At 72.1% G+C, this 16247-nt stretch carries 14 protein-coding genes and 1 riboswitch; of the genes, 11 read left to right on the top strand and 3 right to left on the bottom strand.

Annotation, left to right across the window (positions count from 1 at the left end; genetic code table 11):
• Positions 1 to 159 precede the first annotated feature (159 nt).
• Positions 160 to 1497, bottom strand: coding sequence for an MFS transporter (locus tag NMN56_RS10740; protein ID WP_274038952.1), 1338 nt, complete (start codon positions 1495 to 1497; stop codon positions 160 to 162).
• 235 nt (positions 1498 to 1732) lie between these two features.
• Positions 1733 to 1863: riboswitch (FMN riboswitch) on the top strand.
• Positions 1864 to 2067: 204 nt separating this feature from the next.
• Between NMN56_RS10740 and ribD the strand changes: the two genes are divergently transcribed.
• The 10 genes from ribD (at position 2068) to NMN56_RS10790 (ending at position 11244) form a co-directional block, all read left to right on the top strand.
• Positions 2068 to 3174 (top strand): bifunctional diaminohydroxyphosphoribosylaminopyrimidine deaminase/5-amino-6-(5-phosphoribosylamino)uracil reductase RibD, encoded by a 1107-nt coding sequence (gene ribD / locus NMN56_RS10745; RefSeq protein WP_274039361.1) that lies wholly within the window; start codon positions 2068 to 2070, stop codon positions 3172 to 3174.
• Positions 3175 to 3177: 3 nt separating this feature from the next.
• Positions 3178 to 3804: a riboflavin synthase gene (locus NMN56_RS10750; protein ID WP_274038953.1), complete on the top strand. Its 627-nt coding sequence runs from the start codon at positions 3178 to 3180 to the stop codon at positions 3802 to 3804.
• Complete coding sequence (locus NMN56_RS10755; protein WP_274038954.1) at positions 3801 to 4478, top strand: nicotinamide mononucleotide transporter family protein; 678 nt, start codon at positions 3801 to 3803, stop codon at positions 4476 to 4478. The genes NMN56_RS10750 and NMN56_RS10755 overlap by 4 nt, the downstream gene beginning before the upstream one ends.
• A gap of 106 nt (positions 4479 to 4584) precedes the next feature.
• Positions 4585 to 6015 (top strand): bifunctional 3,4-dihydroxy-2-butanone-4-phosphate synthase/GTP cyclohydrolase II, encoded by a 1431-nt coding sequence (locus NMN56_RS10760; RefSeq protein ID WP_274038955.1) that lies wholly within the window; start codon positions 4585 to 4587, stop codon positions 6013 to 6015.
• Between the two features lie 145 nt (positions 6016 to 6160).
• On the top strand, positions 6161 to 6646 hold the full coding sequence (gene ribH / locus NMN56_RS10765; RefSeq protein WP_274038956.1) for a 6,7-dimethyl-8-ribityllumazine synthase: 486 nt from the start codon (positions 6161 to 6163) through the stop codon (positions 6644 to 6646).
• Between the two features lie 33 nt (positions 6647 to 6679).
• Positions 6680 to 6952 carry a phosphoribosyl-ATP diphosphatase gene (locus NMN56_RS10770; RefSeq protein WP_274038957.1) on the top strand — a complete coding sequence of 91 codons (273 nt, stop codon included), beginning with the start codon at positions 6680 to 6682 and terminating at the stop codon, positions 6950 to 6952.
• Positions 6953 to 7087: 135 nt separating this feature from the next.
• Entirely contained in the window at positions 7088 to 7936 is an 849-nt protein-coding gene (gene hisG, locus NMN56_RS10775; protein WP_274038958.1) for an ATP phosphoribosyltransferase, read from the top strand.
• A gap of 38 nt (positions 7937 to 7974) precedes the next feature.
• The gene (locus NMN56_RS10780; RefSeq protein WP_274038959.1) at positions 7975 to 8451 is read left to right on the top strand and encodes a PH domain-containing protein; all 477 of its coding nucleotides are present in this window, start codon (positions 7975 to 7977) and stop codon (positions 8449 to 8451) included.
• Between the two features lie 181 nt (positions 8452 to 8632).
• Complete coding sequence (locus NMN56_RS10785) at positions 8633 to 10042, top strand: hemolysin family protein (protein WP_274038960.1); 1410 nt, start codon at positions 8633 to 8635, stop codon at positions 10040 to 10042.
• Complete coding sequence (locus NMN56_RS10790) at positions 10039 to 11244, top strand: hemolysin family protein (RefSeq protein WP_274038961.1); 1206 nt, start codon at positions 10039 to 10041, stop codon at positions 11242 to 11244. The genes NMN56_RS10785 and NMN56_RS10790 overlap by 4 nt, the downstream gene beginning before the upstream one ends.
• Here NMN56_RS10790 and NMN56_RS10795 read toward each other — a convergent pair.
• Positions 11165 to 13315: an AAA family ATPase gene (locus NMN56_RS10795; protein ID WP_430542527.1), complete on the bottom strand. Its 2151-nt coding sequence runs from the start codon at positions 13313 to 13315 to the stop codon at positions 11165 to 11167. The two genes, NMN56_RS10790 and NMN56_RS10795, sit on opposite strands and share 80 nt — an antisense overlap.
• A 420-nt stretch (positions 13316 to 13735) precedes the next feature.
• Positions 13736 to 14371, bottom strand: coding sequence for a uridine kinase family protein (locus NMN56_RS10800; RefSeq protein WP_274038963.1), 636 nt, complete (start codon positions 14369 to 14371; stop codon positions 13736 to 13738).
• Between the two features lie 422 nt (positions 14372 to 14793).
• On the opposite strand from NMN56_RS10800, the gene NMN56_RS10805 reads away from it, so the two are divergent.
• Complete coding sequence (locus tag NMN56_RS10805; RefSeq protein ID WP_274038964.1) at positions 14794 to 16203, top strand: C39 family peptidase; 1410 nt, start codon at positions 14794 to 14796, stop codon at positions 16201 to 16203.
• Positions 16204 to 16247: the final 44 nt, after the last annotated feature.

The following is a 16247-nucleotide window of genomic DNA, read 5'->3' on the forward strand; positions in this document are numbered from 1 at the left end:
GCGTCCGCCGCCCCAGGGGCGTTCGCGGCCCTATGGATGTTCACGGCTCCATGGGCGTCCGCCTCCCCATGGGCGTTCGCGGCCCTATGGACGTCCGCCGCCCCAGGGGCGTTCGCGGCCCTATGGGCGCCTGCCGCCCCATGGACGTCCGCCGTTTCCTCACTTGCGGAGCACACCGGCCCCGGCGATCAACCCGAGGAGCAGCACGGCGACCACACCGAAGGAAACCGACAGGCTCGTCGTCTCCGCGATCCACCCCACGATCGCGGGCGCTCCCAGCCCCGAGGCGTAGGCGAGGGTCGCGACGCCCGCGATGGCCTGCCCCGGAGCGGCCGACGCCGTACGTCCCGCCGCGGCGAAGCACAGCGGGACGACCACCGCGATCCCGACGCCGATGAGCGCGAACCCGCCCACCGCCGCGGGCGGCGTGCGCGCCGCGACGACGAGTGCGGCGCCCGCCGTGGCGAGCACACCGCAGGCCCGCACCGTGGTCACCGCTCCGACACGGCGCACCACCGCGTCGCCCGACAGCCGGGCGAGGGCCATGGTGCAGGCGAAAGCCGTGTAGGCGGAGGCGGCGAGCCCTGGCTCCGCGTCCGTCACATCGTGGAGGTAGATGCCGGACCAGTCCATCGAGGCGCCCTCGGCGAACACGGCGCAGAACCCCAGCAGCCCGATCGCCAGCACACCCCGCGAGGGCAGCGCGAACCGTGGCGGAGCCGCTACCGGCTCAGCCGCACCGCCGGGGGCCGAGGCCCCGTGCGTGCCGGAGCCCGCCTCCGCACCCGGCGTCCAGCGCGCCGCTGGCACGGCGATCACGGCCAACAGCGGTGCGGCGAGCGCCAGATGGACCCGCCCGTCGAGTCCCGAGTGCGCCGCGAGCGCGCCCCCGGCGCCACCGATCAGGGTGCCGACGCTCCACATGCCGTGCAGCCCTGACATCACCGAGCGCCCGTAGCGCTCCTCGACGCGTACGCCCTGCGCGTTCATCGCGACGTCCATCAGGCCGAGGCCGCAGCCGTACAGGAAGAGCGCAAGGCACAGCCACCCCAGCGCGGGTGCGAGCGGCGGCAGTACGAGGCCCGCGCAGCACACCACCGTCACCCCGGCGAGCGCCCCGCGCGCTCCGTACCGGTGCGCGAGCCGTGCCGAGAGCGGCATCGCGGCCGAGGCGCCCACGGTCATGAAGACCAGCGCCAGCCCCAGCCATCCGGGGCTCAGCCCGAGGTGCTCGCGCAGCCACGGGATACGGGTGGCGAACGTGCCGCTCGCCATCCCGTGCACAGCGAACACCACACCGACGGCTGCACGCCCCGCCCGCACCTCCGGCCCTGGCGGTCCAGCGGACAAGGTTCCCCCGCCGGTCACCGGCGCTTCCGCGTGCGCGCCCGCCGCCGAGGTGCCCGCTTCCGCGTGCGCGCCCGCCGCAGCCGAGGCACCCGCTTCCGCCCCTGTCGCCGCGGCGTCAGGTCGCGGTTCGCCGTCGCCCGTGCGCATCGCCGTCTCTCCGTACGGTCCTGTGGGTCCGCGGCGCCGCGAAGAACGCGGCGCCGCGTCAGCCCGCTCTGCCGGACGGACCGTGCGGTGATCGTGCCCAGGTCGGGGGCCGCTCGAACACGGGGACGCATGCGGGAAACGGGTCGCCTGCCGGGGCCCCTGTGAGCCAGCCCACAGAACCCGTCGGCATGGTCGTACGGCAGCCGTGGCAGACTGGAACCTGTACCAGTGACGTCAGCGCACTCCGGGGTCGGTGAAAGTCCGAACCGGCGGTTATAGTCCGCGACCCGTCCGCAGCCAGCGGCCGGTTGACCAGGTGAGATTCCTGGACCGACGGTTAAAGTCCGGATGGGAGGCAGTGCGCGGCGGGCCGAAAACGGTGCACCGCCCCTTTCGGCGGGCCGCCTCCGGTTTTCCGGAGTTGAGCCCCCCGTTTCCCGGTCGGTGAGCCGCCATTCCGTGCCCGTCACACATCCCGTACAGCCCCGGAGTCCGTGCCCGAAGAGGCAGGAGGACCCGGTGGCCACCCACCCCGAGACGCCGGAAGCGCCCCACGCCGAGCGCGCCGCCATGCGCCGCGCCATCGATCTCGCCGCACGCGGCCTCGGTTCCACCAGCCCCAACCCCATCGTCGGCTGCGTCGTCCTCGACAGCGCGGGACGTACGGTCGGCGAGGGCTGGCACCAGCGCGCTGGAGGGCCGCACGCCGAGGTCCACGCGCTCGCCGAGGCCGGTGACGACGCACGCGGCGGCACCGCCGTCGTCACCCTCGAACCCTGCGACCACACGGGCCGCACAGGTCCCTGCTCCCAGGCCCTCATCGACGCGGGTGTCGTCCGCGTCGTCTACGCCGTCGCCGATCCCAACCCCGGAGCCTCCGGCGGCGCCGGCACCCTGGCCGCCGCCGGGGTCGAGGTCGAGGGCGGGCTCCTCGCACCCGAGGCCGCCGCCGGCAACGCCGCATGGCTCACCTCCGTGCTCCACCACCGGCCCTACGTGACCTGGAAGTACGCCGCCACCCTCGACGGGCGCACGGCGGCGGCCGACGGCTCCAGCCGCTGGATCACCTCGCAGGAGTCACGCGCCGACGTGCACCGGCTGCGCGCCGAGTCCGACGCCGTACTCGTCGGCTCCGGCACGGCGCGCACCGACGACCCGCACCTCGCCGTGCGCGGGGTTCCGGGGGCCATACAGCCCCTGCGCGTGGTCCTCGACACCGAGGCCGCCACCGTCAAGCCCGGCGCCCGCGTACTGGACAGCGCCGCCCCCACCCTGATCGCCGTCGCCGAGGACGCCGACACCGGTGCGCTGGACGGCGTGGCCGACACGGTACGGGTGCCCCGGGCGGCCACCGGAAGCGCCGGGCTCGACCTGACGGCGCTGCTCGCCGCGCTGCACGAGCGCGACGTACGTTCCGTGCTCCTGGAAGGCGGCTCCACCCTCGCGGGGGCCTTCGTCGCGGCCGGTCTCGTCGACCGGGTGATCGGCTATCTCGCGCCCGTACTGCTCGGCGCCGGTCCCCCCGTGCTGGGCGAGGCCGGAATCAGCACGATCGCTCAGGCGTTGCGGCTGACCGTGAACGACACCGAGCGTCTCGGCCCCGACCTGCGCGTCACCGCCGTCGGCACCCCCGCGCACGAGGCCACCGTCACGCACACCGCGACCGAGGAGTCCTGAAGAGTGTTCACCGGAATCGTTGAAGAGCTGGGCGAGGTCGTCGCCGTCGAGGACCTGGGCAAAGCGGCGCGGCTGCGGCTGCGCGGACCGCTCGTCACGAAGGACGTACGGCACGGTGACTCCATCGCGGTCAACGGCGTGTGCCTCACCGTGGTCGAATCCGGCGACGGCGAGTTCACCGCCGATGTCATCGCCGAGACGCTCCACCGCTCCAGCCTCGGGGCGCTGGCTCCCGGAGCCCCCGTCAACCTCGAACGCCCCATGGCGCTCGGCGGACGCCTCGACGGACACCTCGTACAGGGCCATGTCGACGGCACCGGCACCATCGCTGCCCGTACGGAGACCGAGGGCGGAACCGACATCACGGTGACGCTCCCCGACGGCCTCGGCAGGTACCTCGTCGACAAGGGCTCCATCACGGTCGACGGCATCAGCCTCACCGTGGTCGAGGCCGCCGACGACCACTTCACCGTCTCTCTCATCCCGACCACACTCGCGCTGACCACCCTCGGCACCAAGCAGCCGGGCGACCCGGTCAACCTGGAGGTCGACGTCCTCGCGAAGTACGTCGAACGCCTCATGGGCCACAGGGGCGCGACACGGGAAGCACAGGAAGAAGCGACCCAGTGAACGTCTTCGCGTGGCTCAACAGCCAGGCTTTCACCGCGTTCGGACAGCATGTGATCTGGTCCGACATGCTCGGCAACACCATCGGTCTGATCGCGCTCGCGCTCGGCTGGCGGCGCTCCATGGTCACCTGGCCCGCACAGCTCGTCTCGGGCCTGGTACTCATCTCCGCCTTCGCCTGGGCCGGGCTGGCCGGCGGCGTGGGCAAGCAGTTGCTGGTGATCACCGTCGCCGTGTGGGGCTGGCTCCAGTGGCAGCGCGGCAGGCGCAAGGCGCAGGACGGTTCGATAGCCGTACGGTTCGCCACCTGGCGCGAGCGGGGCGCGCTCGTCGCCGGCACCCTCGCGGGTACGGCGCTCGTCGGCACGCTCTTCACCCTCGTGCCCACGCTCTCCTGGAGCCCGTGGGCCGACGCCTACATATTCGTCGGCACCCTCGCGGCGATGGTCGCGCAGGCGCGCGGGCTCGTGGAGTTCTGGTTCGCCTGGCTGCTGGTCGACATCGTCGGCGTACCGCTGGCCTTCAGCAGCGGACTGGCCTTCTCCGGGTTCGTCTACGTCGTCTATCTGGGCCTCGTCCTGTGGGGCATGCGCGCCTGGTGGCAGCGCTCCCGCGTGGACGCGGCACCCGCACGGGCCGCACAGCCCGACCCCGCACTGCACGGAGCCGCGCTGTGAGCCACGTAGCGAACGGAACGCCAAGCCGGCGGACACGGAGCGAACGGACACGTAGCGAACGGAATGGCGCCGTGGGCGGCGCCGAGAGGAAGGAGGGAGCACGCACATGACCGCACTTCCGAACTGGTACGAAGCACCCGCCAAGCCCGCCGTGCCCGCGCCGGACGTACCCGACGGGTCCCAGGCACTGTCACGCCCCGTGCCCGGTGCGGCTCCCGGCCCCGCGTCGGGCGACACCCCCGTCCTGGGCGACAGCCCCGCGCTGGGCGACGGCCTCGCGCTCGACCCCGTCGCCGACGCGATCCGCGACATCGCGGCGGGCCGCCCCGTCGTGGTCGTGGACGACGAGAGCCGGGAGAACGAGGGCGACCTCGTCGTCGCCGCCGAGCTGATCACGTCCGAGACCGTCGCCTTCATGATGAGCGAGTGCCGCGGACTCATCTGCACCCCCATGGAGCCCGCCGACCTGGACAGGCTGGCGCTGCCCCAGATGGTCGCCGAGAACACCGAGTCCATGGGCACGGCCTTCACCGTCTCCGTCGACGCGAACGCCGCGCACGGCGTCACCACCGGTATCTCAGCCGCCGACCGCGCCGCCACCATCCGGCTGCTCGCCGACCCCACCACCACGGCGGACGACTTCGTACGCCCCGGCCACGCCTTCCCCCTGCGCGCCAAGCCGGGCGGTGTCCTCGTCCGTGCGGGGCACACCGAGGCCGGTGTGGACCTGGCCCGGCTCGCAGGGCTGCGCCCGGCCGCCGCCATCGTGGAGATCGCGGGGGAGGACGGCGCCATGCTGCGGCTGCCCGAACTGGTCCCGTTCGCGCGCAAGCACGGCCTGTCCGTCATCTCCATCGAGGACCTGATCGCCTACCGCCGCTCGGCCGAGCCGACGGTGCGCCGCGAGGCGGAGACCCGGCTGCCCACCCGGCACGGTGACTTCCGCGCCTACGGCTACCGCTCCACCGTCGACGGTGTCGAACACATCGCGCTCGTCGCCGGCGACGTCGGCGGCCCCGGCGACATCGACGCCGGTGAGGACGTCCTCGTACGGGTGCACTCGGAGTGCCTCACGGGGGACATCTTCGGCTCGCTGCGCTGCGACTGCGGACCCCAGCTCGAAGCCTCCCTGGAGCGTGTCCAGGAGGAGGGCCGGGGCGTCGTGCTCTACCTGCGCGGACACGAGGGGCGGGGCATCGGGCTGCTGTCCAAACTGCGCGCCTACGAGCTTCAGGAGCGCGGCAGGGACACCCTCGACGCCAACCTCGAACTCGGCCTCCCCGCCGACGCGCGTGACTACGCCGCCGCTGCCCAGATCCTCTCCGACCTGGGCGTACGCTCCCTGCGACTGATGACGAACAACCCCGACAAGACGGCCGCCATGGTCCGCAACGGACTGCGCGTCACGGGACGCGAGCCGATGCCCGTACAGGCCGGCGAGCACAACCTGCGGTACCTGCGTACCAAGCGGGACCGCATGGGACACGACCTGCCCTGGCTGGACGCGGACCGCACGTCACCCTGCAGCACGCAGTGATCCCCCGCACCACACCGGGCAGCACTGTCACACCGAGCAGCATGGCAACGCCGACCAGCACCGCAACACCGAGCACCGCAGCACCGAGCACCGCAGCCATCCCATCCAGCACAGCCATCCCATCCAGAAGAGCGCGAGGAGCAACGTGAGCGGCAAGGGCGCACCCGAACTGACCGTCAAGAACTGCGGCGACCTGCGCGTGGCCGTCATCGCCGCGCAGTGGCACGAGCGGGTCATGGACGGCCTCGTCGACGGCTCCCTGCGCGCGCTGCGCGAGCTGGGCATCGACGAGCCGACCCTGCTGCGGGTGCCGGGCAGCTTCGAACTGCCCGTCGTCGCCAAGGTGCTCGCCGACCGCGGATACGACGCGATCGTGGCGCTCGGCGTCGTCGTACGCGGCGGAACCCCGCACTTCGACTACGTGTGCCAGGGCGTCACCCAGGGCCTCACGGATGTCTGCGTCACCACCGGGGTGCCCATCGGCTTCGGCGTGCTGACCTGCGACACCGAGGAGCAGGCACTCGACAGGGCCGGGCTCGCCGGGTCGACGGAAGACAAGGGGCACGAGGCGGTCACCGCCGCTGTGGCGACGGCGGCGACCCTGCGTACCGTGGCGGAACCCTGGCGCTAGCCGCCCCGGGCGAACACGTAGGCTGGCAGCACCATGGCGAACAAGACATTCGAGCAGCTCTTCGCCGAGTTGCAGCAGAAGGCCGCCACCGGCGACCCCCTCACCTCCCGTACCGCCGACCTCGTCTCGCAGGGCGTGCATTCCATCGGCAAGAAGGTCGTGGAGGAGGCCGCCGAGGTATGGATGGCCGCCGAGTACGAGGGCGAGGACGCCACGGCAGAGGAGATCTCGCAGCTTCTCTACCATCTGCAGGTGCTCATGGTCGCCCGGGGCATCTCCCTCGACGACGTATACGCTCACCTCTGAGCCCGCCGTGCGTCCCTGAGCGACCCGGGCGCCGCCGGGCGCCGAGCCGATCGGCCGCCCCGGCACCCCGCTCACCAGCACCGTCTTCACCAGCACTTTCACAGGCACACACCACACCCCGAGAAAGGCCGCCCCATGCTGCGCATCGCCGTTCCCAACAAGGGTTCCCTGTCCGGACCTGCGGGGGAGATGCTGCATGAGGCCGGCTATCAGCAGCGCAAGGCATCCAAGGAACTCGTCCTTGTCGACCCCGAGAACGAGGTCGAGTTCTTCTACCTCCGCCCCCGCGACATCGCGATCTACGTCAGCTCCGGCAAGCTCGACATCGGCATCACGGGCCGCGACCTCCTGCTCGACTCGGGCGCCAGCGCGGAGGAGCTGATGCCGCTCGGCTTCGCCCGCTCCACCTTCCGCTACGCCGCGAAGCCGGGCCAGGCCGGCGCCGTCGAGGACTTCGCCGGGCTCACCATCGCCACCTCCTACGAGGGCATCGTCGGCAAGCACCTGGCCGAAAAGGGCGTCGACGCGTCCGTCGTCCACCTCGACGGCGCCGTCGAGACCGCCATCGAACTGGGTGTCGCGCAGATCATCGCCGATGTCGTGGAGACCGGAACCTCCCTGCGCAACGCGGGACTTGAGATCACGGGCGAGCCGATCCTGGAGTCCGAGGCCGTCGTCATCCGCCGTACGGGGGCCGATTCGGACAGCCCCAAGGTCCAGCAGTTCCTGCGCCGCCTCCAGGGAGTACTGGTCGCACGCAGCTACGTGATGATGGACTACGACATCCGCGCCGAGCACCTGGAGCGCGCCGTCGCCCTCACCCCGGGGCTGGAGTCGCCCACCATCTCGCCGCTGCACGACCAGGGCTGGGTCGCCGTCCGCTCCATGGTCCTCACCAAGGAGGCCCAGCGCATCATGGACGACCTCTACGAACTCGGTGCCCGCGCCATCCTCACCACCGGCATCCACGCCTGCCGCCTGTAGGACGACGGCCAGGTCCTTACGGCCGGAAAGAGACTGTGATGTCCCAGCACTCCGCTTCGCCCCAACTCCCCGTCACGTTCCGGCCCACGCGTACGCGTGTGGTGCTGCTGACCGTCGGCGTACTCGTCTTCGTCGTCATCACCGGCGTCTCCTTCATGCTGGAGATCGGCGGAGGTGAGCGGGCGACCTTCGTGTTCACCGCCGTGCTCTTCCTCGGCGTGCTGATCCTGCTCAGCCGCCCCCGTGTCTCCGCCGACGAGCGTGGCCTGACCGTCGTCAACCTTACGACCAAACGCCGTCTCGATTGGGCGGAAGTCCTCGGCGTGCACCTGCGTCCCGGCGACCCGTGGGTCTCCCTCGACCTCGCCGACGGCACCAGCCTGAACGCCATGGGCATCCAGCCGGGAATCGCGAAGAAGCAGGCGCTCGCCGACGCGAAGGCACTCCGCGCCCTCGCCGAGCGGCACAGCACGGGAGAGCGCGCCGGGCACCGCCCGGAAGCAACGGAAGGCTGACCGCGCAGGCCCCGGGTGCGGCGCGCAGCGTCTTCGCGCCGCACCGCGTGGTGATTACTCTGGTCGACACCTCCCGCAACCCTCGCGGGTTCCTGCGACCCGAGGAGTGACCACTCCCAGCGATGGACGGAACGTCCTGTAGTACGTGCGCCGCGGCGCCCCGCATCCAGGGGGCCGTGGCATGAACCTCCCGCTGATCCTGCTGGCCGCCGCCTTTCTGCTGATCCTCGCCAACGGCTTCTTCGTCGCGGCGGAGTTCGGCCTCGTCACGGTGGAGCGACCGGAGGCCGAGCGCGTCGCCGCGCAGGGCGACCGGCGTGCCCGCGCCGTCGTACGCGCCCTGCGCGAGCTGTCCTTCCAGCTCTCCGGCACCCAACTGGGCATCACCCTCACCTCCCTGGTGACCGGCATGCTCGCCGAACCCGCGCTCGCCCAGCTCCTCCACGGGCCCCTCACGGCCGTGGGACTCCCGCCCGGCGGCGTCAGCGGAGCGGCCGTCGGCTGCGGCATGCTCGCCGCCTCGGCCGTCCAGATGGTCATCGGCGAACTCGTTCCCAAGAACTGGGCCGTCTCCAGGCCGCTGGCCGTCGCCCGCTTCGCCGCACGGCCGCAGCGGCTCTTCTCGTGCCTCTTCCGGCCCGTCATCGCGCTGCTCAACGCCGCGGCCAACCGTGTCGTGCGGCTCTTCGGCGTCCAGCCGGCGGAGGAACTGGCCTCGGCACGCACCCCCGGCGAACTCGTCTCGCTCGCGCGTCACTCGGCGCGCGCCGGAGCACTGGAACAGGACACGGCCGACCTGTTCGTCCGCACCCTGGGGCTGGGAGGGCTGACAGCGCAGCACGTGATGACGCCCCGTGTCCGGGTCAGCGCCCTCCAGGCGCTCGCCACGGCGGCCGACGTCCTCAACCTCACCCGCGCGACCGGCCTCTCGCGCTTCCCCGTGTACGACGGCAGCCTCGACGAGGTCACCGGCATCGTGCACCTCAAGCACGCGCTCGCCGTACCGGCACACCGCCGCCTGCACACCCCCGCTTCCCGCGTCGCCGTCCCGCCGCTCCTCGTACCCCAGACGCTCCCCGTCCAGCCCCTGCTGGAGCGGCTGCGCAGCGAGCAGCCGATGGCGGTCGTCGTGGACGAGTACGGGGGCACGGCCGGCGTCGTCACCCTGGAGGACATCGTGGAGGAGATCGTCGGCGAGGTGCGCGACGAGCACGACGGACAGCTGTACGACGAGCCGCCCACGCTCGCCCCCGCACCGCCGGAACCAGGAGGCGCCGCGGCTTGGGAGGCCGACGGCGGCTGCCGCGTCAGCGCACTGCGGCACATCGGCCTTGAGGTACCCGAGGGGCCCTACGAGACCCTGGCAGGGCTGGTCGCCGATCTGCTCGGGCGCATCCCCGCACCCGGCGACACCGCACAACTCCGACTGCCGGGCGGGCACCAACACCCCACGCGCGAATGGCAGTTGAAGGTGCGCCGCGTCGCACACCACCGCGCCGAGCGGGTTCGTATCGTCGCGGGAGGCCGTTCGCAGGGAGAGCCGGTACCGCTCGCCTGCGGTCGAAAACGGGCGGGGGCCGGCCTCCGATGAGTGTGCTCCAACTCCTGTTCGCCGGGCTGCTGGTGCTCGGCAACGGGTTCTTCGTCGGCGCCGAGTTCGCCCTCGTCTCCGTACGGCGCAGCCAGATCGAGCCCCTCGCCGCCGGCGGCTCCGCACGGGCGCGGCAGGTGCTGCGGGGGCTGGAGAGCCTGCCGCAGATGATGGCGGCGGCCCAGTTCGGGATCACCGTCTGCTCGCTCACCCTCGGCGCCGTCGCCGAGCCCACGCTCGCGCACCTGCTGGAGCCCCTCTTCCACGCGGTGCACCTGCCGGGGGCCCTCGTCCACCCGGCGGGCTACGTCTTCGCGCTGGCCGTCGTCGTCTTCTTCCACCTCGTCATCGGCGAGATGGTCCCCAAGAACCTCGCCATGGCGGCGCCCGAGCGCACCGCGCTGTGGCTCAGCCCCGGGCTGGTCGCCTTCGCGCGGGTCACACGGCCCGTCACGGCGGCGCTCGGCTCCTGCGCCAACCTCGTGCTGCGGGCCTTCAGGGTCGAGCCGAAGGACGAGGTCGAGGCCGTCTTCACCAGCGAACAGCTCAACCGTCTCGTCGACGACTCCCGGCAGGCGGGCCTCCTCGGCCACGCCGAACACGAGCGCCTCGCCGACGCGCTGGGCCTGGGCTCGCGGCCCGTCACCGATGTCCTCCTCGACCGCGGGGGCCTGGTGACCGTCCCGGCGGACGTCACCCCGCGCCAGGTCGAGGAACTGACCGTCGCGACCGGCTACTCCCGCTTCCCCGTCGTCGCAGCCGACGGCGGCCTCCTGGGCTACCTGCACGTCAAGGACGTCCTCGACCTGGAGGAACACGAGCGCGCCGTGCCCCAGCACCTGTGGCGCCCGATGCCCGTACTGCGGGCCGAACTGCCCCTGGACGACGCACTCGGCGTGCTGCGCGCGGGTGCCTCCCACCTCGCGGCCGTCGCCGACGCCTCGGGGAAGGTGCTGGGTCTCGCGGCGCTGGAGGACGTACTGGAGATGCTCGTCGGCGAGGTGCACGACCCCGCGCACGCGCAGCCACGGCCCCCGGCCGCTTCCCCGGGAACGCCCCGGCCCCGGCGCCCAGGCGCGGGGTACGGCGGGCACGGCTCCCCGGCACGCGCCGGGGCAGGACTCAGCCCAGCGGGGGAGGCTGGTCGGGACGAGGACCCTCCGGGCCGCGGCCGGACAGCACCTCGCCGTACGCCTGCATGAGGTCGGGCAGCCGCAGCGTCGCCAGGTCGTCCCGCGTCGGCGTGCCCGCGTAGCCGGACAGCCGCAGATCGCGGTAGGCGCAGCTCTTCTCGTACAGCGTGCGCAGGAACCTGCCGTTGCCCAGTTCGTCGATCCACCCCTGGTCGACGACATGGCCGCTGATGCTGCGCAGCTCCTCCAGGGACTCCTCGTCCCACACGTCGCCGTTGTCGGCGGCCAGCACCTCGCCTATGGAGGTCAGCTCCAGCGGGCGGTAGCTGGGGAAGTCGACGCGGGTGGTGAAGCGCGAGGAGAGACCGGGGTTCGCGGCCAGCAGCCTGTCCATGCCCTCCGGATAGCCGGCGAGGATCACCACGAGCTGGCCGCGGTTGTCCTCAGCGCGCTTCAGCAGCACCTGAAGTGCCTCGTCGCCGTACGCGTCGCCCTTGGTGTACCCGGTGTTGGACAGCGCGTACGCCTCGTCGACGAAGAGCACGCCGCCCAGCGCCGAGTCGATCAGCTCGTTCGCCTTCACCGCCGTCTGGCCCAGGAACTCGCCCACCAGGTCGGCCCGTTGGGCCTCGACCAGATGGTCACCGCCCAGCAGCCCGAGCGCGTAGAAGGCGCGGCCCAGGATGCGCGCCACCGTGGTCTTGCCCGTTCCCGACGGCCCCGAGAAGACGAAGTGCCGCTTCGGCGGCTGCACCGGCAGGCCCTGCCCGGCGCGCAGCCGCGCCATGTGCAACTGAGCGGAGAGCGCCCGCACCTGACGCTTCACCGGCTCCAGACCGACCATCCGCTCCAACTCGTCCAGGGCCTGCGCCAGCAGCACCGGGTCCGAAGGCCCGGCGGGCAGCCTGTTGTCCATGCCGGGCCTGCCCTTGCCGGTCATGGCACGCTCGCGCACCACGCCCCCGTCCACGCGTATGGGCTCGGCGGGATCGCCCGAGTCCTCCAGCCGCAGCGTCTCGGCCGCCGGGTCCAGATCGGGGTCGGCCGTCTCAGCGGCGTCCGGCAGACCGCCGGGCAGATCCTGGGTGTCCTCCGCGTCCCCCGCGTCCCCCGCGGTGTTCCCCGGACCGCCCGCACGCCCGGCGCCCCCGGGCTGCCCCGTGCCCCCGGCGCTCCCCTGGCCGCCCCCGGAACGGCCGAACGGGCCCGCGGGACCCGGGCCTTCGAAGTCCTCGCCCTGCTCGGCGGGATCGGCTGTGTCGGCCGCGTCGGCCTGCGGGTCCTGGCCGCGGTCGAACAGCTCCTGTGCGCCGCCGAGGCCACCGGAGAGCACCGCAGTCGTCAGGTCGTCCGAGGAGCCGCCCATGCTGTCGCCCTCGGCGATGGTCGTCAGGCGTGCCGCCGTGTCCATGAAGGCCGGGTCTATCCGGTGCACCGCGCGGTAGAGGGGAAGCGCGGCAGCGCTGCGGCCCGTGCCCTCACGGGCCCGGGCCAGCCAGTACCGCAGCTCCTTGCGCTGCGGCTGCTCGCTGCGGCACCGCATCAGCGCCGCGGCCAGCAGCGGCTCGGCCTGCCCGTACATCTCCAGCCGCACCCGTGCCATCCCGGCGAACAGCCCCGCCTCTATGCCCAGCAACTGGTCCTCCACCAGAGGCTCGGTGTGCGCGACCAGCCGCTCCCAGTCCTTGGCCAGGTAGGCACGGCAGGCGTGCAGGAACCGCACCTGCGGATCGGTCTCCACCGGCGGGCAGCTCGCCAACGCGCGGTCCAGCTCGGCCACATGGCGGCCGTCCAGCCAGTGCGAGGCGTGTGCGAGCAGCAGATCGCGTTCGTGCTCCAGCACGGGCTGCACCCACCAGCCCAGCCAATACCAGGAGTTGAGGGTGCGTCCATGGCGGGCGCGCTGCTCACCGAAGCGGTCCCTGTGGTGGTACATCCGCAGCAACGAGGTGGCGGTGTCGGCCCGCAGCGCGTGCAGGCCGAGCCAGCCGTCCGCCATGCCGGGGTCGAGCCGCACAGCGGTGCGGAACTCCTCCTCGGCCTGGGCGTATCCGCCGACGGTGTATGCGTCCACCCCGCGCAGCCAGGCGAGTTCGGCCGGGGCGTGCAGGCCCTGGGGGTCCTGCGTGCCGAAGTTCATCACGTCCCCCACGAAACGTCCCCCGTCATCTGCCGGTTATCACCCGGGGTTCCCACGCTGTTTCGCATCGTACCCGCGAGCCGCGCGCGGCCGAAGAGCGGAGTACGGGGCGGACTTCGAGCTTCGCGGACACCGGGAGGCCGCCGTGGCAGGGGAACTGGTGATCCCTGGGGGAGAGGTGACCACGAAGGGTGAGTAAAACGCGGCTGAGCGCTTCCACTTTCCCCTTCTGAGCGCAGAACGAAGCCCCCGGTCACGGGGGAACAACCGGGGGCTTCGTGTCTGCAGGCGGCCTGCGTAGACCGCTTGTTGGAAACGTAATCTGTCTCAGGCGCGCGGGTCAAGCCGGTCGGGGACCCCGAGCTCGGACGATCGCGCTCAACTGGCCCCAGATATACGGAGGGTGACATTCAGGGGTGTTCATGCCTGCCCCGCAGGGCCCTCCAGCACGGCGTACTCCTCCTGACCCGCGTACCTCACATGCGCCGCGTGGTACCCAGGCCCCCCGGCCGCCTTCCGCACCAGCCAGTGCGCGTATGGGCGCGAGGGGTCCCGCGCGAAGTGTGCGCGCTCCGCCGGAATCCAGCCCTCCCAGAACGCGCGCTGTGCCGGCCCGTCCCGCTCCTGCCCCCGCCGCCACGCTTCCCCGCACGGCACATCCATCCACAGCAGGCAGGCCAGATACGGGCGCAGCGCGGCACGCCCCGCGCCCACGCCCTCCACCAGCACCACCGGCGCCGGCGGCAGCACGGCCTCCGAGGTGCGGGCGCGCTCCACCCAGTCGTAGACCTCGTACCGCGCGCTCTCCCCGCGCCCCAGAGGCGCGAGCACCTGATCCGCGAGCCGGTCGGTCCAGTCGAAGAGCACGTCATGGGCGGCGAGGTCGTCCAGATGCAGCACCGGCACTCCGCCCAGCTCGGCCGAGAGCAGCGCGGCCAGCGTCGTCTTGCCCGAACCCGCGTGCCCGTCCACACCGACCAGCCGCACCGGCCCGCACGAGGGCGGGAGCGCTGTCAGGCGCGACGAGAGGGCTTCGGCGGAGAGGAGAGCGGGCATCCCCTCAGCGTACGTGCGGGGCTTGGCCAATGATCGACACCAGTGGCCCAGGCCAATGACGGCGGCGTGCCGTAGGGCCGAAGCCCTGGCACGCGCCTTCCGGAGCCGCGATAGTTGGCTTCCGCCACACCGCCCGGCGCCGCCCGGCACCGCACGGCTGATCCACGTACGGCTTCCGACGCACGCCGATCCACACAGAGCTTCCGACGCACGGCTGAGATCCAGTACGGCTTCCGATCCACGTACGGCCTCCGATCCCACGTAGGCACACACCGTTTCCGGGGTACGGCTTCCCGAGCGGCATGCCGCACGCACACGTCCCACGCACTACGTCCCACGGGCGGCGTCCCGCGCACCACACCGCACGCACCGCCTCGCACGTTCCGCTTCACGCACCGACCCACCGACTGGGGGCACACCGTATGACCAGCAGACCCGCCAACCGCCGCACCGTTCTGGCAGCCGCCGTCGCCGTTGCCGCATCGGCCGCCGCGGCACCCGTAGCCCTGGCAGCCGACAGCCGGTCGGGCGGTGCCACGGGCGCCGCGGGAACCGGCCGCCCGGGGAGCCCCGGCCGCCCTGGCAAGGCGGAGACACATGTGGACCTGCACACCTGGAGCTCGCGCAAGGACTGGTCGGCGGGCGAGGCCAAGGGCACGCGCGCCGAGGGAGGCGCACGCCCCGGCATCGTGCTGGCGACCCCCGCAGGCACCGTCGAGTACGCGGACCCGCATACCGGCAGGACCGCGACCTGGGAGTACGCCACCTGGACCTCACCGCGCCACAAGTCCGCCGTACCGGCAGGCGAGATCATCGCCTCCTGGAACGCGCACACACCCGGCGGCACCTGGATCAGGACGGAGGTGCAGGGTACGTACACGGACGGCAAGGACACCCCGTGGTACACGCTCGGCATCTGGACGGCGGGCGACGGCGACGACGTGCCGCGCCGCACCTCCATCGACGATCAGACCGACGGCAAGAGCACCGTCTACACCGACACCCTCTCCATCGACGACCTCGACACCGGGCTCCGGATCGCCTCCTACCGCCTGCGCCTCACCCTCTACCGGGCCCCCGGCGGCACGACCCCCAAGGTATGGCTGGCCGGAGCGATGGCCTCGGCCGTGCCCGACCGCTTCGAGGTCCCCGCGTCCGAGCCGGGGCTCGGCAAGGCCGTCGAGCTGAAGGTGCCGCGCTACTCGCAGGAGATCCACAAGGGCCAGTACCCCGAGTACGACAACGGGGGAGAGGCGTGGTGCAGCCCCACCTCCTCGCAGATGATCATCGAGTTCTGGGGCCGTAAGCCCACCCCCGAAGACCTCGCCTGGGTGAACCCCGACTACGCGGACCCCCAGGTGTGCCACGCGGCGCGCTACACGTTCGACTACCAGTACGAAGGCTGCGGCAACTGGCCCTTCAACGCGGCCTACGCCAGCACGTACAAGGACATGCGTGCCGTCGTCACCCGCCTCGACACCCTCACCCAGGCGGAGGAGTTCATCGCGGCCGGCATCCCCCTCATCACCTCCCAGTCCTTCATCAAGTCCGAACTCGACGGCGCCGGCTACGGCACGGCCGGCCACCTCATGACCGTCATCGGCTTCACCAAGTCCGGCGACGTCATCGCCAACGACCCCGCGTCCCCCGACAACCCCTCGGTCCGCCACGTCTACAAACGCCGCCAGTTCGAGAACATCTGGCTGCGGACGAAGCGGAAGGACGCCGACGGCAAGGTCAAGTCCGGTACGGGCGGTGTGTGTTACGTCTACTTTCCGGCTAAAATCTCCGCAGTTCAGAGGCGGGTTCTCAGGAAACACGGGGTCTGCTGACGAGGCGACGCCCCCGACGGGTGACTATCCGTCGGGGGCGTCAA

This window comes from Streptomyces iconiensis (assembly GCF_028657195.3).
GTDB classification, from domain to species: Bacteria; Actinomycetota; Actinomycetes; order Streptomycetales; family Streptomycetaceae; genus Streptomyces; species Streptomyces iconiensis.

Excerpts from the sequence above, each read along its gene's own strand:
- NMN56_RS10740 (WP_274038952.1), bottom strand. The coding sequence starts at position 1,497 with ATGCGCACGGGCGACGGCGAACCGCGACCTGACGCCGCGGCGACAGGG.
- ribD (WP_274039361.1), top strand. The coding sequence starts at position 2,068 with ATGCGCCGCGCCATCGATCTCGCCGCACGCGGCCTCGGTTCCACCAGC.
- NMN56_RS10760 (WP_274038955.1), top strand. The coding sequence starts at position 4,585 with ATGACCGCACTTCCGAACTGGTACGAAGCACCCGCCAAGCCCGCCGTG.
- NMN56_RS10770 (WP_274038957.1), top strand. The coding sequence starts at position 6,680 with ATGGCGAACAAGACATTCGAGCAGCTCTTCGCCGAGTTGCAGCAGAAG.
- hisG (WP_274038958.1), top strand. The coding sequence starts at position 7,088 with ATGCTGCGCATCGCCGTTCCCAACAAGGGTTCCCTGTCCGGACCTGCG.
- NMN56_RS10780 (WP_274038959.1), top strand. The coding sequence starts at position 7,975 with ATGTCCCAGCACTCCGCTTCGCCCCAACTCCCCGTCACGTTCCGGCCC.
- NMN56_RS10785 (WP_274038960.1), top strand. The coding sequence starts at position 8,633 with ATGAACCTCCCGCTGATCCTGCTGGCCGCCGCCTTTCTGCTGATCCTC.
- NMN56_RS10790 (WP_274038961.1), top strand. The coding sequence starts at position 10,039 with ATGAGTGTGCTCCAACTCCTGTTCGCCGGGCTGCTGGTGCTCGGCAAC.
- NMN56_RS10795 (WP_430542527.1), bottom strand. The coding sequence starts at position 13,315 with ATGAACTTCGGCACGCAGGACCCCCAGGGCCTGCACGCCCCGGCCGAA.
- NMN56_RS10800 (WP_274038963.1), bottom strand. The coding sequence starts at position 14,371 with ATGCCCGCTCTCCTCTCCGCCGAAGCCCTCTCGTCGCGCCTGACAGCG.
- NMN56_RS10805 (WP_274038964.1), top strand. The coding sequence starts at position 14,794 with ATGACCAGCAGACCCGCCAACCGCCGCACCGTTCTGGCAGCCGCCGTC.